Source organism: Streptomyces tailanensis, assembly GCF_008386495.1.
Classification (GTDB): domain Bacteria; phylum Actinomycetota; class Actinomycetes; order Streptomycetales; family Streptomycetaceae; genus Streptomyces; species Streptomyces tailanensis.
The window spans coordinates 75138-91383 of the sequence record NZ_VTHJ01000011.1; the positions used below are offsets into that span (position 1 = coordinate 75138).

14 protein-coding genes are annotated in these 16246 nt (G+C 70.4%); 6 read left to right on the forward strand and 8 right to left on the reverse strand.

What is annotated here, in order from left to right; all coding sequences use genetic code 11:
* Positions 1 to 3: 3 nt before the first annotated feature.
* The gene (gene clpS / locus F3T56_RS11685) at positions 4 to 321 is read right to left on the reverse strand and encodes an ATP-dependent Clp protease adapter ClpS (protein WP_055520955.1); all 318 of its coding nucleotides are present in this window, start codon (positions 319 to 321) and stop codon (positions 4 to 6) included.
* A 754-nt stretch (positions 322 to 1075) separates the two neighbouring features.
* Here clpS and F3T56_RS11690 point away from each other — a divergent pair.
* A complete protein-coding gene (locus tag F3T56_RS11690; RefSeq protein WP_149824826.1) occupies positions 1076 to 2404 on the forward strand; it encodes a nicotinate phosphoribosyltransferase in 1329 nt (442 codons plus the stop codon).
* Between the two features lie 336 nt (positions 2405 to 2740).
* The gene (locus tag F3T56_RS11695; protein ID WP_149824827.1) at positions 2741 to 3328 is read left to right on the forward strand and encodes an isochorismatase family protein; all 588 of its coding nucleotides are present in this window, start codon (positions 2741 to 2743) and stop codon (positions 3326 to 3328) included.
* A gap of 16 nt (positions 3329 to 3344) precedes the next feature.
* Here F3T56_RS11695 and F3T56_RS11700 read toward each other — a convergent pair whose 3' ends face one another.
* Together F3T56_RS11700 and F3T56_RS11705 are read right to left on the reverse strand one after the other, a co-directional pair.
* Positions 3345 to 3782 (reverse strand): hypothetical protein, encoded by a 438-nt coding sequence (locus F3T56_RS11700; RefSeq protein WP_149824829.1) that lies wholly within the window; start codon positions 3780 to 3782, stop codon positions 3345 to 3347.
* A 123-nt stretch (positions 3783 to 3905) separates the two neighbouring features.
* The gene (locus F3T56_RS11705; RefSeq protein WP_172638902.1) at positions 3906 to 6296 is read right to left on the reverse strand and encodes an immune inhibitor A domain-containing protein; all 2391 of its coding nucleotides are present in this window, start codon (positions 6294 to 6296) and stop codon (positions 3906 to 3908) included.
* A gap of 475 nt (positions 6297 to 6771) precedes the next feature.
* Between F3T56_RS11705 and F3T56_RS11710 the strand changes: the two genes are divergently transcribed.
* On the forward strand, positions 6772 to 7086 hold the full coding sequence (locus tag F3T56_RS11710; protein ID WP_149824830.1) for a hypothetical protein: 315 nt from the start codon (positions 6772 to 6774) through the stop codon (positions 7084 to 7086).
* A gap of 35 nt (positions 7087 to 7121) precedes the next feature.
* Here the strand turns inward: F3T56_RS11710 and F3T56_RS11715 are convergent, their stop codons facing one another.
* Positions 7122 to 7790 (reverse strand): RDD family protein, encoded by a 669-nt coding sequence (locus F3T56_RS11715; protein WP_149824831.1) that lies wholly within the window; start codon positions 7788 to 7790, stop codon positions 7122 to 7124.
* Positions 7791 to 7895: 105 nt separating this feature from the next.
* The gene (locus tag F3T56_RS11720; protein ID WP_149824833.1) at positions 7896 to 9581 is read right to left on the reverse strand and encodes an RDD family protein; all 1686 of its coding nucleotides are present in this window, start codon (positions 9579 to 9581) and stop codon (positions 7896 to 7898) included.
* A gap of 311 nt (positions 9582 to 9892) precedes the next feature.
* Here F3T56_RS11720 and F3T56_RS11725 point away from each other — a divergent pair, with 311 nt between their 5' ends.
* On the forward strand, positions 9893 to 10306 hold the full coding sequence (locus F3T56_RS11725) for an SsgA family sporulation/cell division regulator (protein ID WP_149824834.1): 414 nt from the start codon (positions 9893 to 9895) through the stop codon (positions 10304 to 10306).
* A gap of 19 nt (positions 10307 to 10325) precedes the next feature.
* Here the strand turns inward: F3T56_RS11725 and F3T56_RS11730 are convergent, their stop codons facing one another.
* The gene (locus F3T56_RS11730; RefSeq protein ID WP_149824835.1) at positions 10326 to 11741 is read right to left on the reverse strand and encodes an FAD-binding oxidoreductase; all 1416 of its coding nucleotides are present in this window, start codon (positions 11739 to 11741) and stop codon (positions 10326 to 10328) included.
* Positions 11742 to 11833: 92 nt separating this feature from the next.
* Here F3T56_RS11730 and F3T56_RS11735 point away from each other — a divergent pair, with 92 nt between their 5' ends.
* Entirely contained in the window at positions 11834 to 13174 is a 1341-nt protein-coding gene (locus tag F3T56_RS11735) for a tetratricopeptide repeat protein (protein WP_149824836.1), read from the forward strand.
* 101 nt (positions 13175 to 13275) lie between these two features.
* Here F3T56_RS11735 and hppD read toward each other — a convergent pair whose 3' ends face one another.
* Positions 13276 to 14421 carry a 4-hydroxyphenylpyruvate dioxygenase gene (hppD, locus tag F3T56_RS11740; RefSeq protein WP_149824837.1) on the reverse strand — a complete coding sequence of 382 codons (1146 nt, stop codon included), beginning with the start codon at positions 14419 to 14421 and terminating at the stop codon, positions 13276 to 13278.
* Positions 14422 to 14544: 123 nt separating this feature from the next.
* On the opposite strand from hppD, the gene F3T56_RS11745 reads away from it, so the two are divergent.
* Positions 14545 to 15027, forward strand: coding sequence for an Lrp/AsnC family transcriptional regulator (locus tag F3T56_RS11745; RefSeq protein ID WP_172638908.1), 483 nt, complete (start codon positions 14545 to 14547; stop codon positions 15025 to 15027).
* A gap of 25 nt (positions 15028 to 15052) precedes the next feature.
* Here the strand turns inward: F3T56_RS11745 and F3T56_RS11750 are convergent, their stop codons facing one another.
* Positions 15053 to 15853, reverse strand: coding sequence for a S16 family serine protease (locus F3T56_RS11750; protein WP_149824839.1), 801 nt, complete (start codon positions 15851 to 15853; stop codon positions 15053 to 15055).
* Positions 15854 to 16246 lie beyond the last annotated feature (393 nt).

A 16246-nucleotide genomic window follows, 5' to 3' on the forward strand; every position in this document is an offset into this window, starting at 1 on the left:
TCGCTACTTCCGGTCCTGCTGGAGGGTGGCCCACAGACCGTAGCCGTGCATGGCCTGTACGTCGCGTTCCATCTCCTCGCGTGTTCCGCTGGAGACGACCGCGCGGCCCTTGTGGTGGACATCGAGCATCAGTTTGGTGGCCTTGTCCTTCGAGTACCCGAAATACGCCTGGAAGACATAGGTCACGTAGCTCATGAGGTTCACCGGGTCGTTGTGGACGATCGTCACCCATGGCACGTCAGGTTCGGGTACGGCGAAGACCTCCTCCGCCGACTCGGTCTTCTCGATCTCCATAGGTGCGGCTGCCGTCACACGGCCCATGCTGCCACCACAGGGGGGTGCACGCACAAACGGGGCTGACGGCGGGAGGGGGCGGGGCTGAGGGGCGGCGCCCAGGACAGCGGCTCGGCGGCAACCGGGTCTGCGGCAACTGGGTCTGCGGCGGGGCGGCGGGTACTCGGCTCGGCCCGCAGCAGGGCCTACGGAGAGACGACGCCGGGGCGCTCCGCTCCGCCGCAGCGGGGCCTACGTCCAAATGACGCCGGGGCGTTCGGGTCGGCGACAGCGGGGGCCGTGAGCCCGATGGGACGGCGTCGGCGAACCCCGCAGGCACTGGGTGATTGGCGGATTCGTCCCGCAGCGCGGCGCTCTGGTCCGGCGACACGCCGCGTTTATGGCTCGACCGCTGAGACGAATCCGCCAATCACCCAGTGCCTGCGGCTCGGATCGCCGGCAGCCGGGCTGACGGCGAGGGCCGCACCCCGACGGCACCGACCCGCCACCCCGGCGTACCCAGACAGCACCGGGCCTCACGGGGGGACCCGACCTCCATCCCCGGCGCGCCCGGGCCATGTCCGGCCTCCGCCCGGGGGGCACCCGACCGTTCACCCTGGCCGGCCGCGGCGGCGCAGCCACGCCCCGACCGCCACCAGGCCCCGCGCCCGGCCACCGCCAAGGGCCCCCGCCCTGCCCGCACCAACAGCTCTGCCCGGCCACCCCCAAGACCCACGCCCGGCCACCCCCGCACCCCCCCGGAAATCGTCAGACTGACGAGATGGGGGTACGATCTCTTGCCATGAACACAGCGGACCTTGGTTTGCCGGTGGATGTGCCCTCGACCGCGCTCTTCACGGACCACTACGAACTCACGATGCTGCAGGCCGCGCTGAAGGCGGGTACGGCTGGGCGGCACTCGGTGTTCGAGGTCTTCACCCGGCGGTTGCCGGAGGGGCGGCGGTACGGCGTGGTGGCGGGTACCGGGCGGGTGCTGGACGCGGTGGAGAACTTCCGCTTCGACCCGGGCGTCCTCGGCTTCATGCGCGAGCGCTCCATCGTGAACGCGGAGACCCTCGACTGGCTCGCCGGCTACCGCTTCAGCGGTGACGTGTGGGGCTACCAGGAGGGCGAGGTGTACTTCCCGGGCTCGCCGATCATGCGGGTCGAGGGCACCTTCGCCGAATGCGTGCTCCTGGAAACCGTGATCCTCTCCATCCTCAACCACGACTCGGCGATCGCCGCCGCGGCCTCCCGGATGTCGAGCGCCGCCGGGGAGCGCCCCCTGATCGAGATGGGCGCCCGGCGCACCCACGAACTCGCCGCCGTGGCCGCCTCCCGCGCCGCGTACGTCGGCGGCTTCACCTCCACCTCCGACCTCGCCGCCGGCTTCCGCTACGGCATCCCCACCGTCGGCACCAGCGCCCACGCCTTCACCCTCCTCCACGACCGCGAGCGGGACGCCTTCCAGGCCCAGGTCGACTCACTGGGCCGGAACACCACGCTGCTGGTCGACACGTACGACGTCGCCGAGGCCGTACGTACGGCCCTCGACATCACCGGGCCCGAGCTCGGCGCCGTGCGCATCGACTCCGGGGACCTGCTCCTCGTCGCACACCGGGTACGGCAGCAGCTGGACGAACTGGGGGCGAAGGACACGCGGATCATCGTGACCTCCGACCTCGACGAGTACGCCATCGCCTCACTGGCCGCGGCGCCCGTGGACGCGTACGGGGTGGGTACGCAGTTGGTGACCGGGTCCGGGCATCCGACCTGCTCCATGGTCTACAAGCTGGTCGCCCGCACGGAGTCCGCCGACCCGACCGCTCCCCTCGTGCCGGTGGCGAAGAAGTCCAGCGGCGGCAAGACCTCCATCGGCGGGCGCAAGTGGGCGGCCCGGCGGCTGGACGAGCAAGGGGTCGCGGAGGCCGAGGTCGTCGGCACCGGGCCCGTCCCCGAGGAGCTCCAGGACCGGCAGCTGCTGGTCCCGCTGATCGAGAACGGCCACGTCCTGGCCCGCGAGTCACTGGACGTCGTACGCGAACGGCACGTGGCCGCCCGAGCCCGGCTGCCGCTGTCGGCGACGCAGCTGTCGCGCGGGGAGCCAGTCATACCGACGGAGTACGTCTGACCGCGACCGGCGTACGCCCTGCGCCCTGCGCCCTGCGCCCGAGTGCGCGTCACCGGATGCCGGGCGGTGCGGGCCGGGGCACGCTGGGGTGCGGGTGAACCGGAGTGCGTGTGGGTGCGTGTTCCCTGTCGTAACCCGGGCGCGCCCTTGTGCGAGCCATGTGAACCGCTCAGCGCCCGCGCGCCCGGCTCGTGCCCCGGTCCGCGCATCGGGCGAGCGCCGGATGCACCCTCCCGCACAGCTCTTCAAGTCTCTAGGCTCGGAAGTTCGTAGTTTCGAAAGTCCAGCACAACGGCCGGGCCCACAACCACCCCATAGTCGAAGGACACCGACACCATGCGCCGCGCCTTGATCGTCGTTGACGTGCAGAACGACTTCTGCGAGGGGGGCAGCCTCGCGGTGGCCGGCGGTGCCGATGTGGCCGCCGCCATCACCGAGCTGATCGGCCAGGCGGCCGGCCCCGGCTACCAGCACGTGGTGGCCACCCGCGACCACCACATCGCCCCCGGGGGCCACTTCTCCGACAACCCCGACTACGTCCACTCCTGGCCCGCGCACTGCGTCGCCGGTACCGAGGGGGTCGGGTTCCACCCCAACTTCGCCCCCGCGATCGCCTCCGGCGCGGTGGACGCCGTGTTCGACAAGGGCGCGTACGCCGCCGCGTACAGCGGTTTCGAGGGCGCCGACGAGAACGGGGTGACCCTCGCCACCTGGCTCCGCGCCCGCGGCATCACCGAGGTCGACGTGGTCGGCATCGCCACGGACCACTGCGTACGCGCCACCGCCCTGGACGCCGCGCGGGAGGGCTTCCACACCCACGTCCTGCTGGACCTCACCGCCGGCGTCGCCGAGGAAACCACGGAGAAGGCCCTGGAGGAGCTGCGCGAGGCAGGCGTGGAGCTCTCGGGCAAGCCGGTGGTGTAGGAACCGACTCAGCCGCCTACACCCGTACCGGCGGTCTCCTCAGCAGGGCTCTGATCGGGCGCCACAGCTCCGGTGCCGTGGAGGTCCGGGAGACCTGGGAGGCCGCCAGGGACGTGCGCCATATGAGGCCGTCGGGGTGGTGGAGGACCGCTGTGACCTCGTCCGGGGTCGGCGGGGCCGCGTTGCCGCGGAGGTAGATCGCCCGGAGGCCGAGGTTACGGAGCCGGGTGAGGGCGCGGGCACGGTTCCCGGCCAGGACGAGGACCCGTACGGAGCCGTCGTACGGCACAGCCCCCGGCGCGGCACTGTGCGGCTCCCCCGCAGCGGGACCCGGCAGGCCCCCGGCGGGCCGGGGCGGCGGCGTCACCGCCACGCCCCCCGTCGTCGTTCCGGGCAGGTTCAGGGCGACGACGACATTGCCGTCCGGCAGTCTGCAGAAACCTCCTGCGGCCATGCAGGTCACACCCCCGTGCGCGTCAGTGTCAATAAGAAGGCCACAGCACGCACCTAAACACGTCCGGCCGCGACCCGCCAAGGGGGTCGCGGCCGGACGTACTCTGACCTGCGGAAATGCTGTTTACTTCGCCGCGGGGCCGACCTGGAGCGAGATCGTGGAGCCGTCCTTGGCTTCCTTCAGGATCTTGATCTTGGTGTTGGTGTCAGTGATCTTGACACCGCCCAGCGGGTTCGACTCGTCGTAGTACGTGCTGACGTGGTCGTTGAAGGTGGACACACCCTTCTTCGACGGGATCTTCGTCAGGACATCCGCCTTGTGCAGCCGGAGGCCGTCCGTGCGGTACAGGCTGAACGGCGAGTCGTAGGACTGGATGCGGTTGCGCATCACCGTGCCGTCGGCCCACTTCAGCGCCTGCGGGTGGGAGTCGATCGGGAGGACCAGACCGGTACCCGGGTGGACGCTGGTGTTGTTGTCCGCCTGCGAGGTGTCCCACTTCCAGATCAACAGGCCGTTCTGGTACGGGAAGTGCTCCACCCAGGACGGACGGGTCGTCGAGAAGCCGAAGTTGTACGGGCCGACCTTCAGGGTCTTGTCGTACGACACGTACTGGCGGTTCTCGGCGATGTAGTACTGGGCGTAGTCGTCCGTGATGGACGCCCCGATGCGGGAGAAGCCCTTCGTCGCCCAGGCGGCGTCCGCGCTCTCCGCGTTGTCGGAGAAGAGGGCCGAGCCGTCGGCCGTGACGGTGATCTGGTCCGCCGTGAAGCCCTTCGGGGCCACGCCGCCGTCGGTGGCGTAGCGGAAGCGCAGGTCGATCTTCTGGCCCGCGTAGGCGTCCAGGGAGTACGACAGCTTCTTGTGGTCGACGGAGGAACCGGTCAGCGCCGGCTTGTCACTGGCGTCGCGCGGGATCGCCGCGCCGTCCACCGTGCCGTCGATGGCGGTCCAGTTGGCGCCGCCGTCGGTCGAGACCTCGGTGTAGAGGTAGTCGTACTCGGCCTCGATGTCGTACCAGCCGTCGAAGGTCAGCGCGGCGGAGGACTTGCCGGTGAGGTCGACGGAACGGGTCAGGGTGTTGGAGAGGTTGTCACCGCTGCCGCTCCACCACTGGGTCGCGCCCTCGGCCGGCGCCACGATCTCCGTGGTGACCTTCTTCTCGGGCAGCTCGACCACGAGGGCCTGGGCGTCCTTGGTGTTGTACTCGGCGACACCCAGCTTGTGCTTCGACTTCGTCGCGGCCTTCGCCGTGTCGTAGTTGAGCCAGCCCAGCTGGAGCTTGTCCCAGGCGGTCATGTCGCCGGGCAGGTCGCCGATGGACTCCTTGCCCGTGCCGAGCCAGGAACCGGAGGACATCAGGGTCCAGAAGCCGGTGGAGTTCTCGCCGCCGCCGGTGGTGTCGTAGTGGTCCGGCAGACCGAGGTCGTGGCCGTACTCGTGGGCGAAGACACCGAGGCCGCCGTTCTCCGGCTGGATGGTGTAGTCACCGACCCAGATGCCGGTGTCGCCGACCTTGGCGCCGCCGAGCTTGTTGTTGTCCGGGCCGGTCACACCGGCGTTGGTGCCGAACGCGTACCAGCGGTGCGCCCAGATGGCGTCCTCGCCCTGCGCGCCGCCGCCCGCGGACTCGTCCTCACCGGCGTGCACGATCTGGAAGTGGTCGATGTAGCCGTCGGACTCGTTGAAGTCGCCGTCGCCGTCGAAGTCGTAACGGTCCCACTGGTCGAACTCGGCGACGTCCGCCTTGATCTCCGCGTCGGTGCGCCCCGCCGCCTTCTGCTGGGCGACCCATGAGGTCAGGCCGTCGCTGACGACGTTCCACACGCTGTTGCAGGTGGACTGACCGCAGGCGTTGTTGCCGTAACGGGCCTCGTTGTAGGGGACCTTGACCCAGTCCGAGACCTCGCCCTCGATCGAGTAGCGGCCCGAGGACTGCTTCTCGTAGTACTTCTTCATCGACTCGGTCTTCTTGCCGGTGCCGAAGTACAGGTCCTGGAAGTGCGCCTGGTTGTAGTCCGCCTGCCAGGCCGTCGAGTTGTCCTGGGTGCGGTCCGGCTCGGCTATCTGGTTGTGCAGCGGGCCGACGGTGCCGCCGTAGCGGCTGTCGATCTCGTCGCCGAACTCGACCAGGATCGTGAAGATCTTGTCGGTCTTCTCACGGCCGAGCTCGACGTACTTGCTCTTGCCCTTCTTGCTCTGCAGCTTCACGACCTTCGAGCCGTCACGGTCCTTGACCGTGGCGTCGCCGGATATGACCTGCCGCAGGGCCTCCTCGCGCTGAGCCGCCTGAGTCTTGCTCAGGGGCCCGTCGAGGTCGTGGTCGTCGTGCGCGTGGTCATCGTGCGCGTGGTCATCGTGCGCGTGCTCGTGGTCCGCCGGGTCGTGCCGGTTGGCAGCGGCCGTCGGCGTGCCCTCGTCGGCCTGCGCCACCGCGAAGGTCGAGATCGTCGCCGCGGCCGTGGCGATGGCGACGCTGATCGCCGCCGCCCTGAACGTCCAGGGTCTACTGTTCACTTGAGGTCCTCCCCCGCGTCCGTTCGCGCGGAGGGGATGGTCCTGGTCGTGGAGGAATTCCGCGCGCGGTATACGCGTGTAGTCAAGTGACGACATTCGACCGGAGTTTCGAGAGAAAAAACAGACCTTGACTTGGACAGGTCAAGTGCACTATCGCGTCTACGGGAAGCGCTTGTTCGTTATACGGACGTTACGATCGCTCGGAGTGAGCCCCGATCGCCCCTCAAGCGGCGCGTGGACCAGTCCACTTGCCGGACACCATGAATCGGTGCGCCCCCTGTGCGCCGGGCGCCGTGGGTCAGGTCACGCTTACCTGTCGTTCCACTAGGGCACCCTGGCGAATAGAGTCGATTGGCGGAGCGCCGGAAGTCGGCGAAAGCCAAGCCGACGGCACTGCTTCACCTTTGATTCGTATCCGTAACCTCCCCTCATCGTGAGAGGCACGGGGGGACTCCCACCCGAGGACACGATTGCCATGCCTCGTCCGACGACCGCACAGCTCGCCTACGGCTCCTGCACCGTGATCCTGTCCACCCTCGCCATGCTGCTGCTGTCACAGACGAGTTCCGGCGTGGGCATCGCGGTGATCGCCCTTTCCGCCCTCGCCCTCGGCCTGCTCGTCGCACTGACCGTGCCGCTGCCGAAACCGACACCAAGCGCCGCCGCGCGGCCCGCCAGGGCCCCCGAGCGCCCCAAGGCCGCCGCCCCGGCCCCGGTGCCGGCTCCGGCCGCCTCCGAGCCCGTACGGAAGCCGGTGCGGGAGCCTGTGCACGAGCCGACGGGTTCCTGAATCAGACGGGTTCCTGAATCAGCTGGTGCCGACCATCAACTGGTGCTGACCACCACCGTCTTGGCCGCCTTGTCGTGCAGGCCCTGCTTGTAGGGCTTGTCGAAGAAACTCCAGCCGCCCGCGATCGCGGTCCAGACGCAGGCGCAGCAGAAGGCGAAGGGGATCCACAGCACCGCCGCGCGCATCAGCGCGGTCTGCACGGAGGGCGTGGAGCCGTCGTCGAGGTTGGCCACCCGGAGCTTCATGAGCTGCTTGCCGAGGGTCTGGCCATTGCGGACGGTGAAGAAGGTGTCGTACGCGATGTAGAGGACCGCGGCGAGCGCCTCTTGGGCCAGCGACTTGCCGACCTCGATGTCGCCCGTGTCCATCGAGTACTGGCTGATTCGGAAGGCCCACGCCAGGAGGCCCACCACGATCCCGACGAGGATCATGTCGAGGATCCGCGCGAGCACCCGCTTGCCGCTGTCGGCGAGCGGCGGCATGCCCGAGAGCGGGTCGGTGCGGTACGGCCCGCCGCCATACGGGTCACCGCCGTAGGGACCCCCGCCGTGCGGCGGGGGCTGACTGCCGTACGGCGGCTCCTGAGGCGGGGTGTCGTACGGGGAGCCGCCCCCGCCGCCCTGGTCCGGCGGGGGCGGCTGCTTCCTGAACGGGTCGTCCTCCGGGGACTGACCGGAGCCGAAGGGCGGCGGTTCGGTACTCATGGCCCGAGTCGACCGCGAAGCCCCGGGCTCCGCATCCGGCGCGGGGCCGTACGGGGTACGTACGAGGCTCCGCGCGTCCGGGGTACGAGGCTCCGGCCCCTCCCGCTACTTGGCGGCCACGAACGTATGGGCCGCTTTGTCGTGCCAGCACTGGCGCCAGGGCTTGTCGATGACGCACCACAGGATGCCGATCACGCCGATGCCGAGCAGCCCGGGGACGGTGTGGACGAGCCAGCGGCGCAGAGAGCGGCCGAAGGTCGGGGGTTCGTGGCCCTCGATGTCCTGGACCTCCAGGCCGAGCAGCTTCTTGCCCAGCGTGCGGCCCCACTTGGCGGTGGGCAGCACCTCGTAGAGGGCGCTGACGACGAACAGGACGCCCAGGACGATGCCCAGGTACACCGAGGTCGTGCCGTCGAGCAGCCAGATGGTGACCTTCTCGCCGGAGAGCTTCGCCTCGTCGATCTTGCCGTTGATGTGGTCGAGCGCCTTCAGACCGAGCGGCACGGCGGCCGCGGCCGTGACGGCGCCCACGACCGCGCTGTCGACGATCCGGGCGACCAGCCGCTTGCCGAGCCCCGCGGGCCGGGCCTCCGCCTGTCGCCGGGCCGCCGCCTGGAACGGGTCCTCCACCACCGGCTTCCACGGCGCGACCGGCTGCTCGCCCTCACCACCGGCCAGCCGGTGCACCTGCTGGGCCCAGGAAGGCTGCCCACCACCGGGGCCGACGGCCATGGGCGTGTCGGCCGACGGCCGGGGAGCAGCGGTCTGCTGGGGTACGGCGGGGGCTTGCGGGGCCTGAGGAGCTTGCGGGGCCTGCGGGAGAAAGCCGCCGCCGAGGGCCGGTTGCTGTGGCTGTCGTTGCGCGGGGGTGGTCGGGGTGACCGGGGCCGCCGGGGGCGTGGCGGCCGGCTGCGGGCCGCGGGGAGCCTGCGGGGTCTGCTGGGGCCCGGACGGTGCCGGTGAGGACGGGGCAGGTGAAGGCGAAGGCGATGGGGTCGATGGGGTCGATGGGGTCGATGGGGTCGACGAAGGCTGCGGCGACAGCCCCAGCGCCTGCTGCGCGGCCGCCTGGGCGTTGGTCAGGGGAGCGCCGAAGGCAGCGGCGGCCGCGGCGCCGCCCGCACCCCCGCCCTGCTCCCCCGCGCGCGGAGAAGGCGGACGGAAGGTCATCGTGCCGTCGGCCCGCGACACCTCCGCGCCCTCGGACGACCTGTCGGGGCGGCGGAAGACGACCGTGCCCTGCGGGGCGTCGGCGTCCGCGTCGGCGCCCGCCGGGGGGATCGTCGCCGTACCGTCCGTGCTCGCCGTACGCCCGGAGTCACCCGCCGCATCGGCCGGGTCCGCCGTGTCCGCCGCGAGCGACATCCGGGGGTCACGCGGGTCGGGGCCTTGAGGAGCGGGGCCGGGGACCGAGCCCGACGATCCCCAGGAGACCCGGCGGTCCTTGTCGCCGCCGAAGCCGGTCTGCCGGGAGCGGTCGGCGCCCCACGCGGAGGCGGGCTCGGGACGGCTGCCGTGCAGGGAGTCGGCGGGGTTCGGCCGACCCGGCTCATCGGCCGACTCGGGTTCCTCGTCGAAGAAGTGCGGGCCCGTCTCCTCCACGGCCGCGGGCGTACCGCTGCCGGAGTCGGGCGGCGGGGCGAGCGGCTCGCCGTCGGAGGGCGCCGGACGGCTGGTGCCCGGCACCCAGGCGGCGCCGTTCCAGTACCGGACATATCCAGGAATGGACGGGTCCGGGTAATACCCTTCGCGGGGCCTGTCGTCGCCGGGGGCCGGGGTTGGGGCGCTCATGTCCGTCGTCCCGTATCTGCTCGGGGGTTGATAAGGGGGCATCCACATCTACCAGACGCGCGCAAGTCCCATGCCCCCTGCCGCCGGACCCACCCCTTTCGAGCACGGATCTGCTACGGGACGAGCGGGGCCACCGTACGCCGGAGCCCTCGTCGGAAAAGTTCTCGGAAAAAGTTTCGCGAACCCGCGTAATGGTTCGGGTCCCCCTCCCCTCTCACTCGTACGGGCCCACGCACAGGGGCCCGTACGAGAGATCCGAGAGATCCGTCAGATCCGTCAGATCCGTCAGATCCGTGAGAGGAATGATCACCATGGGGCACACCGTCGTGGAGCGTGAGCTGGAGCTCCGGCTCGTTCTGTCGCCCGAGCGCAGCGTCCCCGTACCGGCCAAGCTCGGCTACCGCAGCGACGACCCGTACGCGGTCCACATCACCTTCCACATCAACTCCGAACGCCCGGTGCACTGGACGTTCGCGCGGGAACTGCTCGTCGAGGGGGTGTTCCGGCCGTACGGGGACGGGGACGTGCGGGTGTGGCCCAGGAAGGTGTCGGGGCGCGGCGTCGTCCTGATGGCGCTCACCTCGCCGGACGGGGACGCGCTGCTCGAAGCGCCGGCCGCCACCGTGTCGGCCTGGCTGGAGCGCACCCTGCGGGTGGTCCCGCCGGGCTCCGAGCAGGCCCTCCTGCGCATCGACGACGGCCTGGCCGAACTGCTGGCCCGGTGACGCACCCGGTCGGAGAGGATCAGAACAGCTTGCCCGGGTTGAGGATGCCCAGCGGGTCGAAGACGGCCTTCACCGCCCGCTGCATCTCCATCCCCACCGGGCCGATCTCCCGCGCCAGCCACTCCTTCTTCAGGATGCCCACGCCGTGCTCGCCGGTGATCGTGCCGCCGAGTTCCAGGCCGAGGGCCATGATCTCGTCGAAGGACTCGCGGGCGCGCCGGGACTCGTCGGGGTCTGCCGCGTCGAAGCAGACGGTGGGATGCGTGTTGCCGTCGCCGGCGTGTGCGCAGACCCCGATGGTCAGGTCGTACTTCCCGGCGATCCGCTCCACGCCCTCGATCAGCTCACCGAGCTTCGAGCGCGGCACGCACACGTCGTCGATCATCGTCGTGCCCTTGACCGCCTCCAGCGCGGTCAGCGCCAACCGCCGTGCCTGGAGCAGCAGTTCGGACTCCGCCGCGTCGTCCGCCGGTACGACCTGGGTGGCGCCCGCGGCCTCGCACAGCGCCCCCACCGCGGCCAGATCGGCAGCAGGGTCCGGGGTGTCGAAGGCGGCGAGCAGCAGCGCCTCCGTCGTCTCCGGCAGGCCCATGCCGGCCAGGTCGTTGACGGCCTTCACCGTCGTACGGTCCATGAGTTCGAGGAGGGACGGGACGTGCCCTCCCGCCATGATCCGGCACACCGCGTCGCACGCGGCCGCGGCCGACGCGAACTCGGCGGCCAGCACCAGCTGCTGGGGCGGCTGCGGCTTGAGCGCCAGGATCGCGCGTACGACGATGCCGAGCGAGCCCTCCGAGCCGACGAAGAGCCGCGTGAGGTCGTACCCGGCGACGCCCTTCGCCGTACGCCGCCCGGTGGACATCAGCCGCCCGTCGGCGAGCACGACGTCGAGGCCGAGGACGTACTCGGCGGTCACCCCGTACTTCACACAGCACAGGCCGCCGGAGGCCGTGCCGATGTTGCCGCCGATGGTGCACATCTCCCAGCTGGAGGGGTCGGGCGGGTAGGAGAGGCCGTGTTCGTTGACCGCGCGGGAGAGGGTGGCGTTGATGACGCCGGGCTCGACGACGGCGATACGGTCGACGGGGTTGATCTCCAGGATCCGGTCCATCTTGGTGAGGGACAGCACGATGCAGCCCTCGGAGGCGTTGGCTCCGCCCGACAGGCCGCTACGGGCGCCCTGCGGGACGACCGGGACGCGCAGGTCGGTCGCGGTGCGCATGACGTGCTGCACCTGTTCGACGGTCCGGGGCAGGACGACGACGGCCGGGGTACCCGCCTCGCAGAAGCTGGCCATGTCGTTCGCGTACGAGGCCGTGATGTCCGGATCGGTGAGCACGGCCTCCGGCGGCAGGCCGCTCAGCAGACGGTCGACGAGGTTGCCGGTGGTCGCAGCGCTTTTGACGATGGAGGCTTCGATACGGCTCATGATCACAGGTTCGCACTCGCGGCCATCGGTGTGAACCCCGTCGGCGCGAGGGTTCGGGTGCCCGGATGTGGTCGTCGTATTGACGCACAGTGAGCGGCATGTCTGTGGCGAACGAGAAGCGGTGGGCGTGGCCGCCGTCCCGGGGGCGTGGCGTGGTCGGGGCGGTCGTCGGGTGTTTCGTGCTCGGGGGTGTGTTGATGGTGGTGCCGCCGGATGGGGGTGCCGGGCGGGAAGCGCGAGTGGAGGGTGTGGTGGCGGCGGCGCCCGGGCCGGAGGCGGTCGTCCGTGATCGGGAGGCCCGGGTACGGGCCCGTCCGGGGGATCACGCCTCGTGGGCGGTGCTCGGCACGGCGTACGTCGAACGGGCGCGGCGCACCGGTGCCGTCGCCGACTATCCGAAGGCCGAACGGGCCCTGCGCACCTCGCTGCGGCTCCGGCCGCACGGGAACGCCGACGCCCTCGACGGGCTGACCGCGCTGGCGGGCGCCCGCCGTGACTTCCGGGCGGCGAAACGGTGGGGCGAGGAGGCCGTACGGGTGGCGCCGGGGCGCTGGACCTCGTACGCGCTGCTCATCGACGCGTACCACGGGCTCGGCCGGTACGAGGACGCGCGCTGGACGCTGGAGAAGCTGATGAAGCTGCGGTCCGGGCCGGCGGTGCGGGCGCGGGCCGCGCGGGTCTACTGGGACCAGGGGCGGCGGGAGGACGCGGCCACGGTGATCGCCGACGCGGCGGCCGCCGCCGGCACGCCCGCGGAGCGCTCGGCTTGGTGGGTGCGGGCGGGAGAGCTGGCCTGGGAGCGGGGGGAGCCTCGGGAGTCGTTGCGGTACTGCACGGCTTCGCCGGCCGCTGTGGCTGATCCGGATGCCGGTGCCTGTCGGGGGCGTGCGCTGGCGGCGCTGGGGCGGACGGGGGAGGCGGTACGGGCGTACCGGGCGGCGTTGTCTCAGCGGGGTTCGGCTCAAGTCGCCCTGGAGTTGGGCGAGTTGTACGAGTCGATGGGGCGGGTCGAGGCGGCGAAGGAGCAGTACGGGGTGGTGCGGGCGTTGGTACGGAGGTCCGCTTCGGCCGGGGTGAACGAGGCGCTCGTCCTCGGGGCGTTGGAGGCGGAGCACGGGGATCCGGACGTCGCCGTTCGGGTGCTGCGGGCCGAGTGGGGGCGACACCCGAGTCTGCGGGTGGCCGATGCGTTGGGGTGGGCGTTGCATCGGGCCGGGGAGGACGGGGAGGCGCTGTCGTATGCGAGGCGGACAACGGATAAGGCGCGGGGTGGGGAGGTGCGGAGTGCGGCGTACGCCTACCACCAGGGGGAGATCGAGCAGGCGTTGGGGCTTGCGGGTCCGGCGAGGCGGCACTTGGAGGAGGCGAGGAGGATCAATCCGTTCGATTGGCGGGTGCGGGTGAGTGGGGGCTGGTCGCGCAGTTCCCCGCGCCCCTGAAAAACTGGGGGTGCCCCCTGGCTTTTAAGGGGCGCGGGGCTGTATCGATATGCGGCTCCGCTGCGTGGGCGCGGGCAACCACAAACAACCCGCACCCGGCGTCAGAGATTGCCCCTCTTCTCCTGTTCCCTCTCGATCGCCTCGAAAAGGGCCTTGAAGTTGCCCTTGCCGAAGCCCATCGAGCCATGGCGTTCGATGATCTCGAAGAAGACCGTCGGCCGGTCCTGGACCGGCTTGGTGAAGATCTGGAGCAGGTAGCCGTCCTCGTCGCGGTCGGCGAGGATCTTCAGCTCGCGCAGGGTCTCGACCGGCACGCGTGTGTCGCCGACCCATTCGCCGAGGGTGTCGTAGTACGAGTCGGGGGTGTCGAGGAACTGGACGCCGGCCGCGCGCATGGTGCGGACCGTCTGCACGATGTCGTTGGTGTTCAACGCGATGTGCTGGACGCCCGCGCCGCCGTAGAACTCCAGGTACTCGTCGATCTGGGACTTCTTCTTGGCGATGGCGGGCTCGTTGATGGGGAACTTGACCTTGAGCGTGCCGTCGGCGACGACCTTGGACATGAGGGCGCTGTACTCGGTGGCGATGTCGTCGCCGACGAACTCCTTCATGTTCGTGAAGCCCATGACCCGGTGGTAGAACTCGACCCAGTCGTTCATGCGCCCGAGTTCGACGTTGCCGACGCAGTGGTCGATGGCCTGGAAGGTGCGCTGGGCAGGGGGTTCGACGATGGGGTCGGCGGCCGCGAAGCCCGGCAGATACGGGCCGGAGTAGCCGCGGCGCTCGACGAGGGTGTGCCGGGTGGTGCCGTACGTGGCGATCGCGGCGAGGACGACCGTGCCGTGCTCGTCCTTCAGTTCGTACGGCTCGGCGACGGAGCGGGCGCCGTGTTCGACGGCGTAGGCGTAGGCGCGGCGGGCGTCCGGGACCTCGATGGCGAGGTCGATGACGCCGTCGCCGTGCTCGGCGACGTGCTCGGCGAGGAAGTGGCCCCAGGTGGTGGCCGGTTTGACCACCGAGGTGAGGACGAAACGGGCCGAGCCGTTCTCCAGCACGTACGACGCGGTCTCCCGGCTGCCGGTCTCGGGGCCGGCGTAGGCGACGAGGCGCATGCCGAACGCGGTGGAGTAGTAGTGGGCGGCCTGCTTGGCGTTGCCCACGGCGAAGACGACAGCGTCCATTCCCTTGACCGGGAAGGGGTCTGCCTGCCGTGCGGTGTCGGGGATGTGGTGGGTGGTCTGCGTCATGGCCGCAGACTCCTCCCGTTCCCGCAAGGTGCGCAACAGTTCGCGTTTTGGCTGGACAATGTGCATAGCCGCATACGCATAATCGCGGGCTTTCTGTACAGGATGACCACCCGGGAGGATCTCGTGGCGATCGATCATCTGGACGGGCAACTGATCATCCTGCTCGCGCGTGAGCCGCGTATCGGGGTGCTGGAGATGTCGCGGCGGCTCGGGGTCGCGCGGGGGACCGTCCAGGCACGGCTGGACCGGCTTCAGTCGAATGGCGTCATCCGGGGGTTCGGGCCGCAGGTGGACCCCGCCGCGCTCGGCTATCCGGTGACGGCCTTCGCGACGCTGCAGATCAGGCAGGGCCAAGGGGCGGACGTACGGGCGCACTTGGCGACCGTTCCGGAGGTGCTGGAGCTGCATACGACGACCGGCAGTGGGGACATGCTGTGCCGGCTGGTGGCCCGTTCGAACGCCGATCTCCAGCGGGTGATCGACCGGGTCGTCGGTTTCGATGGCATCGTCCGGGCCGCCACGGCGATCGTCATGGAGAACCCCGTTCCGCTGCGGATCATCCCGCTGGTGGAGCAGGCGGCGGAGGGGTTCGCCAGAGAAGGGTGATTCGCCAGAGAAGGGTGATACGGGTTCAGCAGCTCGGGACGGTCCCCTTGCCCGTCTCCAGGGCCACCAGGGAGTTCACCGCGCCCTTCAGCGTGGTCACCGGGATGAGTCGCAGGCCCTTCGGCAGTTCGGCCTCGGCGTCGGCGCACTCCGCCTTGGGAACGAGGAAGACCGTGGCGCCGTCGCGGCGGGCGGCCTGGGTCTTGAGGGGGACACCGCCGACGGCGCCGACCTTGCCCTCGGTGTCGATGGTTCCCGTACCGGCGATGACGCGGCCGCCGGTGAGGTCGCCGCCGCTGCCGTCGCCGTCGATCTTGTCGATGATGCCGAGGGAGAAGAGCAGGCCGGCGCTGGGGCCGCCGACGTCGGCGAGGCGCAGGGTGACCTTGATGTCGCCGGCGTCCTCACCGAGGTGGTTCAGGGCCGCCGTGGTGGCCGTGTCCTGGGACTCCTTCATCTCGGCCTCGTTGTACTCCTCGATCTCCTCCACGGTCTCGCCGCTCGGGTAGACCGCGTCGCGCGGCATGACGGCCTGGTCGGTGCGGAACCAGCCGTCGAGCACATCACCGAGGTCGACTCGGGCCTCCGGGCCCGTCGCCTCGATCGTCGTCATGCGCAGCTGACCGCTCGTCCTCCGGGTCTCCGCGCCGGTGATCGTGATGACCGGTTCGCCCTTGTTCTCGCCGAGGACGTTCGCCGTCATCCCCGGCTGCGCCACGGTGAACGGCAACGGCGCGAACACCGCCGTGGCGAGCAGCCCCACGGCGGGCAGGGCACAGACGGCTACGGCCTTGGGGCGCGAAAGGCTGGCGAGGCGAGAGAGCACGGGATCAATCTAACGTGAGGTTCACTTCCGGCCAGGGGCGGTGGTACGTGCGCACCCACCGGCTCAGCTGTCATCACCGATCACGGCTCGTACGGGGGTTGCCAGCTGCTCACCAAGGAGCGTGAACGAGGACGGTTTGACTCGATCGTGTGATGGTCGGCTTCCGGGCTTGCGGTGTCCTGGGCTGTTCGGGCTACGGTGACCGTGCGATCTCGGACGCCGGATACGGCGCCAGTGTGCGGGACCCCCGCTCCACCGGAGTGATGGTTCGGGGCCTCCCCGTCGCCTCTGGCCGTACCCACCTGGCCAGGTCGTGAGGGAACCAGCCTCCCGGGCCCGGACCACGGACAGGATCCGTGTCGCCGCCCCGGGGTCGAGTACGCCGGGGACCAG

Coding starts and splice junctions, on each gene's coding strand:
- clpS (WP_055520955.1), bottom strand. CDS start 321: ATGGGCCGTGTGACGGCAGCCGCACCTATGGAGATCGAGAAGACCGAG.
- F3T56_RS11690 (WP_149824826.1), top strand. CDS start 1,076: ATGAACACAGCGGACCTTGGTTTGCCGGTGGATGTGCCCTCGACCGCG.
- F3T56_RS11695 (WP_149824827.1), top strand. CDS start 2,741: ATGCGCCGCGCCTTGATCGTCGTTGACGTGCAGAACGACTTCTGCGAG.
- F3T56_RS11700 (WP_149824829.1), bottom strand. CDS start 3,782: ATGGCCGCAGGAGGTTTCTGCAGACTGCCGGACGGCAATGTCGTCGTC.
- F3T56_RS11710 (WP_149824830.1), top strand. CDS start 6,772: ATGCCTCGTCCGACGACCGCACAGCTCGCCTACGGCTCCTGCACCGTG.
- F3T56_RS11715 (WP_149824831.1), bottom strand. CDS start 7,790: ATGAGTACCGAACCGCCGCCCTTCGGCTCCGGTCAGTCCCCGGAGGAC.
- F3T56_RS11720 (WP_149824833.1), bottom strand. CDS start 9,581: ATGAGCGCCCCAACCCCGGCCCCCGGCGACGACAGGCCCCGCGAAGGG.
- F3T56_RS11725 (WP_149824834.1), top strand. CDS start 9,893: ATGGGGCACACCGTCGTGGAGCGTGAGCTGGAGCTCCGGCTCGTTCTG.
- F3T56_RS11735 (WP_149824836.1), top strand. CDS start 11,834: ATGTCTGTGGCGAACGAGAAGCGGTGGGCGTGGCCGCCGTCCCGGGGG.
- hppD (WP_149824837.1), bottom strand. CDS start 14,421: ATGACGCAGACCACCCACCACATCCCCGACACCGCACGGCAGGCAGAC.